13 protein-coding genes are annotated in these 16,218 nt (G+C 63.2%); 12 read left to right on the top strand and 1 reads right to left on the bottom strand.

Features of this window, described 5'->3' with window-relative positions:
- Positions 1-60: 60 nt before the first annotated feature.
- The 4 genes from carA (at position 61) to HDG39_RS12505 (ending at position 5,788) form a co-directional block, all read left to right on the top strand.
- Positions 61-1,215 carry a glutamine-hydrolyzing carbamoyl-phosphate synthase small subunit gene (carA, locus tag HDG39_RS12520; protein ID WP_184006238.1) on the top strand — a complete coding sequence of 385 codons (1,155 nt, stop codon included), beginning with the start codon at positions 61-63 and terminating at the stop codon, positions 1,213-1,215.
- Positions 1,216-1,373: 158 nt separating this feature from the next.
- Positions 1,374-4,628 carry a carbamoyl-phosphate synthase large subunit gene (gene carB, locus HDG39_RS12515; protein ID WP_184006237.1) on the top strand — a complete coding sequence of 1,085 codons (3,255 nt, stop codon included), beginning with the start codon at positions 1,374-1,376 and terminating at the stop codon, positions 4,626-4,628.
- Between the two features lie 153 nt (positions 4,629-4,781).
- The gene (greA, locus tag HDG39_RS12510; RefSeq protein ID WP_026225947.1) at positions 4,782-5,258 is read left to right on the top strand and encodes a transcription elongation factor GreA; all 477 of its coding nucleotides are present in this window, start codon (positions 4,782-4,784) and stop codon (positions 5,256-5,258) included.
- 20 nt (positions 5,259-5,278) lie between these two features.
- Complete coding sequence (locus HDG39_RS12505; RefSeq protein ID WP_184006236.1) at positions 5,279-5,788, top strand: DUF4149 domain-containing protein; 510 nt, start codon at positions 5,279-5,281, stop codon at positions 5,786-5,788.
- A 200-nt stretch (positions 5,789-5,988) separates the two neighbouring features.
- Here HDG39_RS12505 and HDG39_RS12500 read toward each other — a convergent pair whose 3' ends face one another.
- Positions 5,989-6,516 carry a YhbY family RNA-binding protein gene (locus HDG39_RS12500; protein WP_026225945.1) on the bottom strand — a complete coding sequence of 176 codons (528 nt, stop codon included), beginning with the start codon at positions 6,514-6,516 and terminating at the stop codon, positions 5,989-5,991.
- A 198-nt stretch (positions 6,517-6,714) separates the two neighbouring features.
- On the opposite strand from HDG39_RS12500, the gene HDG39_RS12495 reads away from it, so the two are divergent.
- From HDG39_RS12495 to pstB, 8 genes are all read left to right on the top strand, one after another.
- The gene (locus HDG39_RS12495) at positions 6,715-7,377 is read left to right on the top strand and encodes an RlmE family RNA methyltransferase (RefSeq protein WP_018421240.1); all 663 of its coding nucleotides are present in this window, start codon (positions 6,715-6,717) and stop codon (positions 7,375-7,377) included.
- Between the two features lie 190 nt (positions 7,378-7,567).
- The gene (gene ftsH / locus HDG39_RS12490; RefSeq protein ID WP_018421239.1) at positions 7,568-9,457 is read left to right on the top strand and encodes an ATP-dependent zinc metalloprotease FtsH; all 1,890 of its coding nucleotides are present in this window, start codon (positions 7,568-7,570) and stop codon (positions 9,455-9,457) included.
- A gap of 83 nt (positions 9,458-9,540) precedes the next feature.
- The gene (gene folP, locus HDG39_RS12485; protein WP_503125000.1) at positions 9,541-10,440 is read left to right on the top strand and encodes a dihydropteroate synthase; all 900 of its coding nucleotides are present in this window, start codon (positions 9,541-9,543) and stop codon (positions 10,438-10,440) included.
- Between the two features lie 29 nt (positions 10,441-10,469).
- Positions 10,470-11,828, top strand: coding sequence for a phosphoglucosamine mutase (gene glmM / locus HDG39_RS12480; RefSeq protein WP_018421237.1), 1,359 nt, complete (start codon positions 10,470-10,472; stop codon positions 11,826-11,828).
- Between the two features lie 422 nt (positions 11,829-12,250).
- Positions 12,251-13,282, top strand: coding sequence for a phosphate ABC transporter substrate-binding protein PstS (gene pstS / locus HDG39_RS12475; protein ID WP_184006235.1), 1,032 nt, complete (start codon positions 12,251-12,253; stop codon positions 13,280-13,282).
- Positions 13,283-13,441: 159 nt separating this feature from the next.
- Complete coding sequence (gene pstC / locus HDG39_RS12470; RefSeq protein WP_184006234.1) at positions 13,442-14,443, top strand: phosphate ABC transporter permease PstC; 1,002 nt, start codon at positions 13,442-13,444, stop codon at positions 14,441-14,443.
- Positions 14,440-15,336, top strand: coding sequence for a phosphate ABC transporter permease PstA (gene pstA, locus HDG39_RS12465; RefSeq protein WP_026225943.1), 897 nt, complete (start codon positions 14,440-14,442; stop codon positions 15,334-15,336). Before pstC ends, pstA begins: the two co-directional genes overlap by 4 nt.
- A gap of 22 nt (positions 15,337-15,358) precedes the next feature.
- Positions 15,359-16,201, top strand: coding sequence for a phosphate ABC transporter ATP-binding protein PstB (gene pstB, locus HDG39_RS12460; protein ID WP_409259166.1), 843 nt, complete (start codon positions 15,359-15,361; stop codon positions 16,199-16,201).
- Positions 16,202-16,218 lie beyond the last annotated feature (17 nt).

Here is a 16,218-nt window from a genome sequence, read left to right as displayed (position 1 = left end):
CGCTGCGGCTTGCAATCGGATAGACAGGTGGCAACAGGGTGTTCCCCCAAGGAGTCTCCCGTGTTGCCGTCATTTTCTCCCGCTCTACTCGCGCTCGCCGACGGCACGGTCTTTCGTGGTTATTCGATCGGCGCCCCAGGGCATACCATCGGTGAAGTCGTGTTCAACACCGCTATCACCGGCTATCAGGAAATCCTGACTGACCCGAGCTACGCGCGCCAGATCGTGACCCTCACGTACCCGCATATCGGCAACGTCGGCGTGAACGCCGAAGACGTCGAAGCGACGAAAGTCCATGCCGCCGGCCTAATCATCCGTGATCTGCCGGTTCTCGCGTCGAACTTCCGCATGGAGCGCACGCTCCCGCAATATCTGCAGGACGAAGGCGTGGTCGCCATCGCCGGCGTCGACACCCGCAAGCTGACCCGCCTCCTGCGCGACAAGGGCGCGCAAAGCGGCGCGATCCTCGCTGGTTCCGACGACGAAGCGAAGGCCATCGAACTCGCGCGCTCGTTCCCGGGCCTCGCCGGCATGGACCTCGCGAAGGTCGTGTCGACCCAGGAAACCTACGAGTGGACCAAAACCGAATGGCGTCTGGGCACGGGCTACGGCGAGCAGAAAGCGCCGACGTACCGCGTGGTCGCATTCGACTACGGCGTCAAGCAGAACATCCTGCGCATGCTGGCCGAGCGCGGCTGCCATGTCACCGTGCTGCCGGCGCAAGCGAGCGCCGCTGACGCGCTCGCGCTCAACCCCGACGGCGTGTTCCTGTCGAACGGCCCGGGCGACCCTGAGCCATGCGACTACGCGATCGCGGCGACCAAGGAGTTCATCGAGCGCGGCATTCCGACCTTCGGCATCTGCCTGGGCCACCAGATCATGGGCCTCGCGGTCGGCGCGAAGACGATGAAGATGAAGACCGGCCATCACGGCGCGAACCATCCGGTCAAGGATCTCGAAGACGGCCGCGTGGTGATCACGTCGCAGAACCATGGTTTCGCGGTCGATACCGATACGCTGCCCGCCAACGCTCGCGTCACCCACGTGTCGCTGTTCGACGGCACGCTGCAGGGCTTCGCGCTGACCGACAAGCCGGCGTTCTGCTTCCAGGGCCACCCGGAAGCGTCGCCCGGTCCGAACGACATCGCGTACCTGTTCGACCGCTTCACCGCGTTGATGGACGCGCACAAGAACGGCAAGAGCGCCGCGGCTTGAAGTAGTACAGGCCTGCCGCAGAGGCCAGCCGGAAACCGCTCGCGGCGGCCGCCGCAGCCCGCGGCGCTACGCGGCGGACATGCCGCGAAACAGCGCGCGCAACGTGAAAATGGCGCGCGCCGACGGAAAGAATTCAGCAATACATTAGCGAGAGCGTTATGCCCAAGCGGACAGACATCAAGAGCATCCTCATCATCGGCGCGGGTCCGATCATCATCGGTCAGGCGTGCGAGTTCGATTATTCGGGCGCGCAGGCATGCAAGGCGCTGCGTGAGGAAGGCTACAAGGTCATTCTCGTCAACAGCAATCCGGCGACGATCATGACCGACCCGAACACGGCCGACGTGACCTATATCGAGCCGATCACGTGGGAAGTGGTCGAGCGCATCATCGCGAAGGAGCGCCCGGACGCTATCCTGCCGACGATGGGCGGCCAGACCGCGCTGAACTGCGCGCTCGACCTGCACGCGCACGGCGTGCTGGCGAAGTACGAGGTCGAGCTGATCGGCGCATCGCCGGAAGCGATCGACAAGGCGGAAGACCGTCAGAAGTTCAAGGACGCGATGACGAAGATCGGCCTCGGTTCGGCCAAGTCGGGCACCGCGCATTCGATGGAAGAAGCGCTGCAGGTGCAGGCGAAGATCGGCGCGGAAACCGGCAGCGGCGGCTATCCGGTCGTGATCCGTCCGTCGTTCACGCTGGGCGGCTCGGGCGGCGGCATCGCGTACAACCGCGACGAGTTCGAAGAGATCTGCAAGCGCGGTCTCGACCTGTCGCCGACGCGCGAGCTGCTGATCGAAGAGTCGCTGCTCGGCTGGAAAGAGTACGAAATGGAAGTGGTCCGCGACAAGGCGGACAACTGCATCATCGTCTGCTCGATCGAAAACCTCGACCCGATGGGCATCCACACCGGCGACTCGATTACGGTCGCGCCGGCGCAGACGCTGACCGACAAGGAATACCAGATCCTGCGTAACGCGTCGCTCGCGGTGCTGCGCGAGATCGGCGTCGACACCGGCGGCTCGAACGTGCAGTTCTCGACCAATCCGAAAGATGGCCGCATGATCGTGATCGAAATGAACCCGCGCGTGTCGCGTTCGTCGGCGCTGGCGTCGAAGGCAACCGGCTTCCCGATCGCGAAGGTCGCGGCGAAGCTGGCGGTCGGCTACACGCTGGATGAACTCAAGAACGAAATCACCGGCGGCCAGACCCCGGCGTCGTTTGAACCGACGATCGACTACGTCGTCACGAAGATCCCGCGTTTCGCGTTCGAGAAGTTCCGCGAAGCCGATTCGCGCCTGACCACGCAGATGAAATCGGTCGGCGAAGTGATGGCGATCGGCCGCACGTTCCAGGAGTCGTTCCAGAAAGCGCTGCGCGGCCTCGAAGTCGGCGTCGATGGTCTCGACGAAAAGACCGCCAGTCGCGACGAGATCATCCGCGAGATCGGCGAAGCCGGTCCGGATCGCATCTGGTATGTTGGCGACGCGTTCCGTGTGGGCATGAGCGCGCAAGAGATCTTCGAGGAGACAGCGATCGACCCGTGGTTCCTCGCGCAGATCGAACAGATCGTGCTGAAGGAAAAGGCGCTGGCAGGCCGCACGCTGGCGAGCCTGACGAAGGAGGAGCTGAAGTATCTGAAACAGAGCGGCTTCTCGGATCGTCGTCTGGCCGGGCTGCTCGGCGCGAAGCCGGCGGACGTGCGGGCGCGTCGTATCGAGTTGAACGTGCGTCCGGTGTATAAGCGCGTCGACACCTGCGCGGCCGAGTTCGCAACCAGGACCGCGTACATGTACTCGACCTACGAGGAAGAGTGCGAAGCGAATCCGACCAGCAACAAGAAGATCATGGTGCTGGGCGGCGGCCCGAACCGGATCGGCCAGGGTATCGAATTCGACTACTGCTGCGTGCATGCCGCGCTCGCGATGCGCGAGGACGGCTATGAAACGATCATGGTCAACTGCAACCCGGAAACCGTGTCGACCGACTACGACACCTCCGACCGTCTGTACTTCGAATCGCTGACGCTCGAAGACGTGCTCGAAATCGTCGACAAGGAAAAGCCGGTCGGCGTGATCGTGCAGTACGGCGGCCAGACGCCGCTGAAGCTCGCGCTCGACCTCGAGGCGAACGGTGTGCCGATCATCGGTACGTCGCCGGACATGATCGACGCGGCCGAAGACCGCGAGCGCTTCCAGAAGCTGCTGCAGGACCTCGGTCTGCGCCAGCCGCCGAACCGCACCGCGCGCGCCGAAGACGAAGCACTGAAGCTCGCCGACGAAATCGGCTATCCGCTCGTCGTGCGTCCGTCGTACGTGCTGGGCGGCCGCGCGATGGAAATCGTCCACGAGCCGCGAGATCTCGAGCGCTATATGCGCGAGGCGGTGAAGGTGTCGAACGACTCGCCGGTGCTGCTCGACCGCTTCCTGAACGACGCGATCGAATGCGACGTGGATTGCATTTCCGATGGCGATGCCGTGTTCATCGGCGGCGTGATGGAGCACATCGAACAGGCGGGCGTGCACTCGGGCGACTCAGCCTGCTCGCTGCCGCCGTATTCGCTATCGAAGGCCACCGTCGCCGAACTGAAGCGCCAGACCGCCGCGATGGCGAAGGCGCTGAACGTGGTCGGCCTGATGAACGTGCAGTTCGCGATCCAGCAGGTACCGCAGGCTGACGGCTCGAAGGACGACATCATCTACGTGCTCGAAGTGAACCCCCGCGCGTCGCGCACGGTGCCGTACGTGTCGAAGGCGACCAGCCTGCCGCTCGCGAAGATCGCAGCGCGCGCGATGGTCGGCCAGAAGCTTGCCGCGCAAGGCGTGACGAAGGAAGTCGAGCCGCCGTACTTCAGCGTGAAGGAAGCGGTGTTCCCGTTCGTCAAGTTCCCGGCTGTCGACCCGGTGCTCGGACCAGAAATGCGTTCGACCGGCGAAGTGATGGGCGTCGGCCAGACGTTCGGCGAGGCTCTGTTCAAGTCGCAGCTCGCGGCGGGTTCGCGTCTGCCCGAATCGGGCACGGTGCTGCTGACCGTGATGGACGCCGACAAACCGAAGGCAGTCGAAGTCGCGCGCATGCTGCACGAGCTCGGCTACCCGATCGTCGCGACCAAGGGCACGGCTGCCGCCATCGAAGCGGCCGGCGTGCCAGTCAAGGTCGTCAACAAGGTGAAGGATGGCCGTCCGCACATCGTCGACATGATCAAGAACGGCGAGATCGCGCTCGTCTTCACGACCGTCGACGAAACGCGCGCGGCGATCGCCGATTCGCGTTCGATCCGCATGAGCGCGCAGGCGAACAAGGTCACCTACTACACGACGATGTCGGGCGCACGCGCGGCGGTGGAGGGTCTTCGTTATCTGAAGGACCTGGAAGTCTATGATTTACAAGGACTCCATGCTCGCCTAAACTAAGGCTTCGACTACCTGTCCAAGATGTAAGTGCCGCGGTTAAGCGGCGTTCCGCAGGTGCTGCGGCCCGGGTTTGTCCACGGGCGGCGGCTTTCGCGGAATGCACTTAACCGCGGTGATTTTTTTTATGGCCGTTTTTTGCCTCCAGAGTTGTTTATGAGCACTATTCCATTGACGAAGCGCGGCGCAGACATGCTGCGCGATGAATTGCAGCGCCTGAAATCGGTTGAACGTCCGGCCGTGATCAACTCGATCGCGGAAGCGCGCGCCCAGGGCGATCTGTCGGAAAACGCGGAATACGACGCTGCGAAGGAAAAGCAGGGCTTCATCGAAGGCCGTATCGCCGAAATCGAGTCGAAGCTCGCGGGCGCGCAGGTGATCGATCCGTCGCAAGTGGAAGCGGACGGCCGCGTGGTGTTCGGCGCGACGCTCGAACTCGAAGATCTCGAGTCGGGCGCGTCGGTTAAATACCAGATCGTCGGCGACGACGAGGCGGACATCGACCACGGCCTGATCTCGATCAGCTCGCCGATCGCGCGGGCGCTGATCGGCAAGTCGGAAGGCGATGTCGCGTCGGTGCAAGCGCCGGGCGGCGTGCGCGAATACGAAATCATCGCGGTCAGCTACATCTGAGGGTGGCGCCGGTGTCTTTGATGCCTCATCGTTTTTTCCGCCTGTTGACGGTGGTGTGGGTCGGTAGTCTGTTGACTATCGGCTATGCGGTTGCGCCCGTGCTGTTCACGACGCTCGACCGGATGACGGCGGGCGCCGTCGCTGCGCGGCTGTTTCGTATTCAGGGTGTGATTGGCGTCGTGTGCGGCATTTTGCTGCTCGGTCTCGCCAATTTGCTCGTGCGGCGCGGGAATGGCGCATATCGCCGCTTGCGCTGGCTGCTCGCCGGTATGCTCGTATGCGTGCTGGTTGGCTATTTCGCGTTGCAGCCGTTCATGAACGCGATGCGCGTGGCGGCGCTCGAGGCGGGCATGGACATCGGGCATTCCGTTTATGCGACGCGCTTCGGCATCCTGCATGGCGTGTCGAGTCTGTTCTACCTGATCGAGAGCCTGCTAGGGGTTGCGCTCGTTTGGCTGCTGCCGGCGCCTGTTGGTGCCGCGGCCACGGAAGAGGGCGCGCGCGGCGTCACGGGCAAGGTGGCGGGCTGAAGCTGGCGGGTGGCTGATGGTGCGACGGTGCGCGTACCATGGCCGCCGGGTCGATGCCGATGCCCGCGATGATTCTCACATTGCGACGAATCGTCGCGATTCCGGTGGCCAACTACGGTTCATTCGCGCTGCTTCGGGCCTCGCGCTCAAGGCCGCCAATGCGCAGTGCGGAGTCGGTCCGCACCTTGGGCGCGTATTCTCTACTTCGACTGATGCGAACGCTTTGCGCTGGTTTGACGCTTCTTCGCGCGCTTGATGTTGCCGCCCTGCGTCACGCGTTCATTGCCGCGCACCAGCACCGCTTTCGCTCGCGGCTTGCGCATCGGCACGTCGGTCGGCTTGGCGACCTTGACGATGCGGGGTGCGCGTCCCTTGGCCGGCCGGGTTTCTTCGGCTGCCGCTTCGCGGGCGCTCGGCAACGCGCCGCGCTTCGCTTTTGCCGCCGGCTGTGCCGATTCTGGCTTCCAGATCACGAGCAGCTTGCCGATATGCTGGATCGGTGCCGCGTTCAGCGCGTCGCAGATTTCTTCGTAGATAGCGATGCGCTCCTCGCGCTCATCGCCGAACACGCGAATTTTGATCAGTTGATGTGCGGCGAGGTGCACCTTGATTTCGGCGAGCACAGCGTCGGTCAAGCCTTCGGCCCCGACGAGCACGACCGGTTTGAGCGCATGTGCCTGGGAGCGCAACTCGGCGCGTTGGTCGGAAGAGACTTTGAGGGCTGGCATGGAAAGTGGGAGACTCGACTAAAATGGCGGCTCCTGCGGTTTCGTCCGATCGCCGAGCGATTCGGGCGACTCGATTCAGCAGGGCGCGCGTCAGAACAACAGAATCGCGGATCGCCGCCAGTCTGGCGGGGGGCCGCGCGAAATAACCGCGTATTATCCCCTAAAGCGCGACCCGACGCAGCAATAGTTCAATCTTTAATGGCAAAAAACAAATTCAATACCGCGTGGCTGCACGACCACATCAACGATCCGTACGTCAAAATGGCGCAGCGGGAAGGTTATCGCGCCCGCGCGGCCTACAAGCTCAAGGAAATCGACGAGCAGGACAAGCTGATCCGTCCCGGGCAGGTGATCGTCGATCTCGGTTCCTCGCCGGGCAGCTGGAGCCAGTACGTGCGCAACAAACTCGCGGGCGGCTCGCAGCGCAACGCGGAGCGCGAAGGTGGCATCGACGGCACGATCATCGCTTTGGACCTTCTGCCGATGGAGCCGGTGGCCGACGTGCACTTCATCCAGGGCGATTTCCGCGAAGACTCGGTGCTGATCCAGCTCGAAGAATTGGTCGGTGCGCGCCAGGTAGACCTTGTAATTTCGGATATGGCGCCCAACCTGTCGGGCGTGGCGATCGCGGATGCGGCGCGGATCGAGCATTTATGCGATCTCGCGCTCGAATTCGCGCAAAATCACCTGAAGCCGGATGGTGCCCTTTTAGTCAAGTGCTTTCACGGCAGCGGATATAGTCAGATTGTCGAAAAGTTCAAACGCCAATTCAAGGTGGTGGCGGCCCGCAAGCCGAAGGCGTCGCGGGACAAATCGTCAGAAACATTTATTTTGGGTAAGCATCTGAAGCGTCCCGCATAGGGATGCGGCGAGCCGGTTCCATCCCTGCCAATAATGAGCCCGATGCGTCCGGAGACGGGCGTCAAGCCGGCCCGCTATCCTATTTCCGTGGTAGTGAAACGTTATGGCAGGGGTCTGCGGACTGGATTAGAATGCTTTCGTGGTGCCGCAAGGCAAGTGTAGGCGCCCGTCTAAGTGAAGGAGTGGTGCTTTGAACAACAATATGTTTTCGAAAGCAGCAGTGTGGCTGGTAATCGCACTGGTGCTGTTTACGGTGTTCAAGCAGTTCGACAAGCCCCGTGTCCAGGAAGGCGTTTCCTATTCGCAGTTCATGGACGACGCGAAGAACGGCAAAGTCAAGAACGTCATTGTCCAGGGGCGGAACCTCACGGTCACTCCAGCAGACGGCCAGAAGTACCAGATCGTGTCGCCCGGCGACATCTGGATGGTCGGCGATCTGATGAAGTATGGCGTACAGGTGAGCGGCAAGGCTGACGACGAACCCAATGCACTGATGTCCGTGCTGTACTACCTCGGTCCGACGATCCTGATCATCGGTTTCTGGTTTTACATGATGCGACAGATGCAGGGGGGCGGCAAAGGCGGGGCGTTCTCGTTTGGCAAGTCGCGCGCGCGGCTGATCGACGAGAACAACAACGCAATCAATTTCACCGACGTCGCCGGTTGCGACGAAGCCAAGGAAGAGGTGTCGGAACTCGTCGACTTCCTGCGCGATCCGCAGAAATTCCAGAAGCTCGGTGGTCGTATTCCGCGCGGCGTGCTGCTCGTTGGCCCGCCGGGAACCGGTAAGACGCTGCTCGCGCGCGCCATCGCCGGCGAGGCAAAGGTGCCGTTCTTCAGCATTTCAGGTTCAGATTTCGTGGAAATGTTCGTCGGCGTCGGCGCGGCTCGCGTGCGCGACATGTTCGAGCAGGCCAAGAAGCACGCGCCGTGTATCGTGTTCATCGACGAAATCGACGCGGTCGGCCGTCATCGAGGCGCCGGCATGGGCGGCGGTAACGACGAGCGCGAACAGACGCTGAACCAGATGCTCGTCGAAATGGACGGCTTCGAGGCGAACTCGGGCGTCATCGTGATCGCCGCAACGAACCGTTCGGATGTGCTCGACAAGGCGCTGTTGCGTCCGGGCCGTTTCGACCGTCAGGTGTACGTGGGTCTGCCCGATATTCGCGGCCGCGAGCACATCATGAAGGTGCACCTGCGCAAGGTGCCGATCTCGAACGACGTCGATGCGGCAGTGATCGCGCGCGGCACGCCGGGTTTCTCGGGCGCAGATCTCGCAAACCTCGTCAACGAAGCAGCACTGTTCGCGGCGCGCCGCGGCAAGCGCATCGTAGAAATGACGGACTTCGAGGACGCGAAGGACAAGATCTTCATGGGTCCAGAGCGCAAGTCGGCTGTGATCCGCGAAGAATCGAAGCGTGCTACCGCGTATCACGAATCGGGTCATGCGGTGATCGCGAAGCTGTTGCCGAAGGCCGATCCGGTGCACAAGGTCACGATCATTCCGCGCGGCCGTGCGCTGGGCGTCACATGGCAGTTGCCGGAGCACGACAACGAAACGTACTCGAAGGAATATCTGCTCGACCGCCTTGCCATCCTGTTCGGTGGCCGCGTCGCGGAAGAGCTGTTCCTGAACCTGATCAGCACCGGTGCGTCGGACGACTTCAACAAGGCGACGCAGACGGCTCGCGCAATGGTTGCCCGCTTCGGCATGACGGATGCGCTCGGACCGATGGTCTATGTCGATGACGAGAACGACGCTTCGCCGTTCGGCCGTGGCTTCACGCGGACCATTTCGGAAGCGACGCAGCAGAAGGTCGACGCGGAAATCCGTCATGTGCTGGACGAGCAGTACAATCTCGCACGGCGCCTGCTCGAAGAGAACCGCGACAAGGTCGAAGCGATGACCGCCGCACTGATGGAGTGGGAGACGATCGACGCCGATCAGATCAACGACATCATGGCAGGCCGTCCGCCGCGTTCGCCGAAGAGCTCGCCTCCGTCGGCAAGCGACGCCTCGTCGGGCGGCAGCCCGGGCACCGAAGTCAAGCCGGGCAGCGCAACCGCGCCGGCCTGATCGGCAGCCAGTAGAAAGTGCGGGCCGGTGTGCTACACACCGGCCCGTTTTGCATTTATCCGTTCCAAGTGAAGCATTGCTACGTGTCGAAAGTCGATTCCTCTTCCGCACCCCTTCCAGAGCCGCTGCAGTGTGGCCGCTTCAAGCTGACGTTCGAACGCCCGTTGGTCATGGGCATCCTGAACGTCACTCCCGATTCCTTTTCCGATGGCGGCAAGTTCGCGACGCGCGGCGATGCGCTGCGCCAGGCCGAGCGCATGATGCTCGAGGGCGCGGACATCATCGATATCGGCGGGGAATCGACGCGTCCTGGCGCGCCGCCGGTGCCGCTCGACGAAGAGTTGGAGCGCGTGTTGCCGCTCGTCGAGCAACTGCGTGGCGCGAACGTGCCTTTGTCGGTTGATACGTACAAGCCGGAAGTGATGCGTCATGCGTTGAACGCGGGCGCCGACCTGATCAACGACATCTGGGGCTTCCGCATGCCTGGCGCGATCGACGCGGTGCGCGACAGCGACTGCGGCCTTTGTGTCATGCATATGCTGGGTGAGCCGCAGACCATGCAGCTGGGCGAGCCTCACTATGACGACGTCGTCGGCGAAGTGCGCCACTTCCTCGAGGAGCGTGTCGCGACGTTGCAGCAGGCGGGGATTGCGCGCGAGCGTATCAGCGTCGATCCGGGTTTCGGCTTCGGCAAGGTCGTCGTCGAGCATAACTACGCGCTGCTCGCCCATCTGCGCGACACGGCCCCGCGCGCCGCTTCGCCGTATCCGATTCTTGCGGGCATGTCGCGCAAGTCGATGGTTGGCGCGATAACGGGGCGGCCGGCGCCGGAGCGCGTGGCCGGCAGCATCGCCGCGGCGGTGTGCGCGGCCGAACGGGGCGCCGCGATTCTGCGCGTACACGACGTCGCGCAAACAGTCGATGCATTGAAAGTATGGGCAACCCTGCGCGACGCGGACAAGCACAGCCGCGCGCACGGTTGAACCCGCAGCCACGGAAAGGGAGAACAAACATGGCACGTCGTTACTTCGGAACGGACGGCATTCGAGGCAAGGTCGGCGAAGGCCCGATCACGCCGGAATTCGTGTTGCGGCTCGGCTATGCGGCCGGCAAGGTGCTCGCGGGCGCCGATCAATGGGCGAAAACAGGCACCCGTCCGACCGTGCTGATCGGCAAAGACACGCGGGTGTCGGGCTACATGCTCGAAGCCGCGCTCGAATCGGGCTTCTCGGCGGCCGGCGTCGACGTGATGCTGGCCGGCCCGATGCCGACGCCCGGCATCGCCTATCTGACGCGCGCACTGCGGCTTGCCGCGGGTGTCGTGATCAGCGCCTCGCACAACCCGTACTACGACAACGGCATCAAGTTCTTCTCGGCCGACGGCAACAAGCTGCCGGACGACGTCGAGGCGCAGATCGAGGAGCAGCTCGAGCTGCCGCTCGCGTGCGCGGCCTCCGAGCAACTGGGCAAAGCGCGCCGTCTCGATGATGCAGCTGGCCGCTACATCGAGTTCTGCAAGAGCACGTTCCCGGCCGCGTACGACCTGCGCGGCATGAAGCTCGTCGTCGATTGCGCGCATGGCGCCGCGTACGACGTCGCGCCGCACGTGTTCCATGAGCTCGGCGCGGAAGTGATCCCGATCGGCGTCTCGCCGAACGGCTTCAATATCAACGACGGCGTCGGCGCGACCGCGCCGGATGCGCTGGTTCGCGCGGTGCGCGCGAACCACGCGGACCTCGGTATCGCGCTCGATGGCGATGCCGACCGTCTGCAGGTCGTCGACGAGTCCGGCCGCCTTTTCAACGGCGACGAGCTGTTGTACGTGCTGGTCAAGGACCGTATCGCGACCGCCGGCCACGTGGAAGGAGCGGTCGGCACGCTGATGACCAACATGGCCGTGGAGGTCGCACTGCAGAATGCCGGCGTCAAGTTCGTTCGCGCCGCGGTCGGCGACCGCTATGTGCTCGAACAGCTTCGCGAGCACGGCTGGCAGCTCGGCGCCGAAGGCTCGGGCCACATTCTTTCACTCGATCGCCATTCGACCGGCGACGGCATCGTGTCCGCTCTGCTCGTGCTGGCGGCGATGCAGCGCAGCGGCAAATCGCTCGCGGATCTGCTCGACGGTGTCACCCTGTTCCCGCAGAAGCTGATCAACGTGCGCATGAAGCCCGGCGCGGACTGGAAGGGCAGCGAGACGATCCGCAGCGCGATCAAGGTGGCCGAAGGCGCGCTCGACGGCCGCGGTCGCGTACTGATCCGCGCGTCGGGCACCGAGCCGGTACTGCGCGTGATGGTGGAGGCGCAGAACTTCGCGGACGCGCTCGAGCATTCTGAAGCGATTGCCGAAGCCGTGCGGGTAGCGACGGCCTGATCGATTCCCGAGTCGGCGGCGGGCGGTGGCGGCCGCTTGCCGCCTGCCTGAGCGTCGCAAGCAGAAGATTCAGCGGACTCCATAAACTGGGTGGGCGGGCTTTCACACCCAACGAAGGCTCATTCCTCACCCCATCAAATCCCCAATCCGCAGCCGCCAAAAGGGACGGCACATCCCGCACAAAACCGACCTCCGCGCGAAGCGCAAACGTTCGCGCCCCATCTTTTTCGTCTACCTCGAAAAATTCGATGCAACGGGCATCGGCACAGCGGCAATTCGGCGACTTTGGCACCTTTCACCGGGTAATATTACTGTCACATCTGATTCATTATCAGTCACGTTTTTGTCATAAAGAGACCCTAAGCTTCGCGGTGTTCGAGTTTCACGCTCACACCACACGCTCACACCCACCTGGAGGTCTCATGAAATTGATGCAAACCGTGTTCGCTGGCGTCGCTGGCGCGCTCTTCGCAATCGCAGCGCAAGCCGCAGACATCACCGGCGCGGGCAGCACGTTCGCGGCACCGATTTACACGAAGTGGGCCGACGCTTATCAGAAGACCGGCGGCGGCAAGGTTAACTACCAAGGCATCGGTTCGTCAGGCGGCATCAAGCAGATCGAGGCGAAGACCGTCGATTTCGCAGGGTCGGACGCTCCGCTGAAGGACGACGAACTCGCGAAGGCAGGCCTGTTCCAGTTCCCGACGGTGGTCGGCGGCGTGGTGCCGGCAGTCAACGTGCCGGGCGTGAAGCCGGGCGAACTGGTGCTGTCGGGTGAAGTGCTCGGCGACATCTACCTGGGCAAGATCAAGAAGTGGAACGACCCGGCAATCGTCGCGCTGAACCCGAAGGTCAAGCTGCCGGATCTGGACATCGCCGTGGTGCGCCGCGCCGACGGTTCGGGCACCAGCTTCATCTGGACGAACTACCTGTCGAAGGTCAACCCGGAATGGAAGACGAAGGTCGGTGAAGGTGCGACGGTCAACTGGCCGACCGGCACGGGTGGCAAGGGCAACGACGGCGTCGCGGCTTTCGTGCAGCGTCTGCCGGGCGCGATCGGTTACGTCGAATGGGCGTACGCTAAACAGAACCACATGAACTATGTCGCGATGAAGAACGAATCCGGCGCGGTGGTTCAGCCGGAGACCGACACGTTCAAGGCAGCGGCTGCTGGCGCCGACTGGTCGAAGTCGTTCTACCAGATCCTGACGAACGAGCCGGGCAAGAACGCATGGCCGATCGTCGGCGCGACGTTCGTGCTGCTGCACACGACGCAGGACAAGGCACCGCAAGGCGCGGAAACGCTGAAGTTCTTCGACTGGGCATTCAAGAACGGCGGCCAGGCTGCGAACGATCTGGACTACATCTCGCTGCCGCAGTCGGTCGTCTCGGAAATCCGCACGCAGTGGAAGCAGAAGGTCAAGGATTCGGCAGGCAAGACGCTCGCCGAGTAACAGGCGTAAGCTGGCGCGGTCGATCTGGCCGCGCCCTGTAGCACCCCGGCCGTCCTCGTGCGAGGACGGCCTGCGACTTTCACGCGGCATGCGCCGCATGCATCACCGACCGCCCGACATGTGTCGTCCGGCAACTGGAAACAGGTCCCTCAGGCTCTCATGTCCGATATTGATTTTGCGTCCGGCACGAGCCGGGCCACTCCGCCTGGCAGCGCGTCGCAGCAGAAAGCGCCTGGTCGCTCGGGCGATGTGATCTTCGGCGGCCTCGCACGCCTTTCCGCCATCGTCACGCTGCTGCTGCTCGGCGGCATCATCGTGTCGCTGATCATCGCCTCGATGCCGTCGATTCGCGAGTTCGGTCTCGCGTTCCTGTGGACGGCGGTGTGGGATCCACCCAGCAAACAATTTGGCGCGCTCGTGCCGATCTACGGCACCCTCGCGACGTCGATCATCGCTCTCCTTATCGCGGTGCCCGTCAGCTTCGGTATCGCGCTGTTTCTGACCGAGCTGTCGCCCGCGTGGCTGCGCCGGCCGCTCGGCATCGCGATCGAGCTGCTCGCCGCGATTCCGTCGATCGTGTACGGCATGTGGGGTCTGCTCGTGTTCGCGCCGATCTTCGCGGTATGGTTCCAGAAGCCGCTAGGCGCGGTGCTCGGCAGTATTCCTATCGTCGGCGCGCTGTTCGCCGGTCCGCCGATCGGGATCGGCATTCTGTGCGCGGGCGTGATCCTTGCGATCATGATCATCCCGTACATCGCAGCGGTGATGCGCGACGTGTTCGAAGTCACGCCGGTGCTGCTGAAGGAATCCGCGTACGGTATCGGCTGCACGACGTGGGAAGTGATGTGGAAGATCGTGCTGCCGTTCACGAAGAGCGGTGTGATCGGCGGCGTCATGCTCGGTCTCGGCCGCGCGCTGGGTGAGACGATGGCGGTCACGTTCGTGATCGGCAACACCAATCTGCTCGACAATATTTCGCTGTTTTCGCCGGGCAACAGCATCACGTCGGCGCTCGCCAACGAGTTCGCGGAAGCGGACCCGGGCCTGCATACGTCGGCGCTGATGGAACTCGGCCTGATCCTGTTCGTGATTACATTCATCGTGCTGGCGATTTCGAAAATCATGCTGCTGCGTCTCGAGAAAGGGGAGGGCGCGAAATGAGCGGGCCGTCCCTGAACATGCCAGGTCTGAAGGACGCCGCGACGCTCGAAAGGATGCGCGTGCGTCTGCAAGGACGCCGTCGCATGACCAACGCGCTTGCGCTGACGCTGTCGCTCGCGGCGATGGCGTTCGGCCTGCTGTGGCTCGTGTGGATTCTCTATACGACGCTGCGTCTTGGTATCGGCGGTCTGTCGGTCGACCTGTTCACGCAGTCGACGCCGCCGCCGAACACCGATGGCGGCGGTCTCGCCAACGCGATCGTCGGCAGCGTGATGCTGGTAGGGCTCGCAACGTTCGTCGGCACGCCGATCGGCATCATGGCGGGCGTCTATCTCGCCGAATACGGCCAGAAGGGCTGGCTCGCGAACCTCACGCGCTTCATCAACGACATCCTGCTGTCAGCGCCGTCGATCGTGATCGGTCTGTTCGTCTACGCGCTCGTCGTCGCGAAGATGGGGCACTTCAGCGGCTGGGCCGGCGTGCTCTCCCTCGCGTTGCTGCAGATTCCGATCGTGATCCGCACGACCGAAAACATGCTGAAACTCGTGCCTAGCGCGATGCGTGAAGCCGCGTTCGCGCTCGGCACGCCGAAGTGGAAGATGGTGCTGTCGATCACGCTGAAGGCGTCGATCGCGGGCATCGTCACCGGTGTGCTGCTCGGTGTCGCGCGGATTGCCGGCGAAACCGCGCCGCTCCTCTTCACCGCGTTGTCGAACCAGTTCTTCTCGGTCGATATGGGCCAGCCGGTCGCGAACCTGCCGGTCACGATCTACAAGTTTGCGATGAGCCCGTTCGCGCAGTGGCAATCGCTCGCGTGGGCCGGCGTCTTTCTGATCACGCTCGCGGTGCTGGGACTTAACATCCTCGCGCGCACGATCTTCTCGAACAAGTAAGGGCGGAGTGAATCCGATGAACATGGCAGAAACCCAACTCAATCCGATCGGGCACGCAGCCGCGCCCGCGGGCTCCGACCCCGAAAGCAGCGCTCACGCACAAACGCCGTCGCGCCCGAAGATCGAGGTCAAGGACCTCAACTTCTTCTACGGCAAGTATCACGCGCTGAAGAACATCAATCTGGAGATTCCCGAAGGCAAGGTGACCGCGTTCATCGGCCCGTCCGGCTGCGGCAAGTCCACGCTGCTGCGTACCTTCAACAAGATGTACGCGCTCTATCCGGAGCAGCGCGCGGAAGGCGAGATCGTGATGGACGGCGAAAACCTGCTGACTACGCGCCAGGACATTTCGCTGCTGCGCGCGCGCATCGGCATGGTGTTCCAGAAGCCGACGCCGTTCCCGATGTCGATCTACGACAACATCGCTTTCGGCGTGAAGATGTTCGAGAAGCTGTCGCGCTCGGAAATGGACGACCGCGTCGAATGGGCGCTGACCAAGGCGGCGCTGTGGAACGAGGTGAAGGACAAGCTCGGCCAGAGTGGCTACGGTTTGTCGGGTGGCCAGCAGCAGCGTCTGTGCATCGCGCGCGGCATTGCGATTCGCCCCGAAGTGCTGCTGCTCGACGAGCCGTGCTCGGCGCTCGACCCGATCTCGACGGGCCGCATCGAAGAGCTGATCGCTGAACTCAAGAGCGACTACACGGTGGTGATCGTCACGCACAACATGCAGCAGGCGGCCCGCTGTTCGGACTACACTGCCTATATGTACCTCGGTGAACTGATCGAATTCGGCGACACCGAAAAGATCTTCATCAAGCCGGTCCGCAAGGAAACCGAGGACTACATCACTGGCCGCTTCGGCTGATCCGCCGGGCAATACCA

Source organism: Paraburkholderia lebeckiae, from assembly GCF_014201005.1.
GTDB classification, from domain to species: domain Bacteria; phylum Pseudomonadota; class Gammaproteobacteria; order Burkholderiales; family Burkholderiaceae; genus Paraburkholderia; species Paraburkholderia tuberum.
This window is presented reverse-complemented; position numbering and strand designations above follow the sequence as displayed.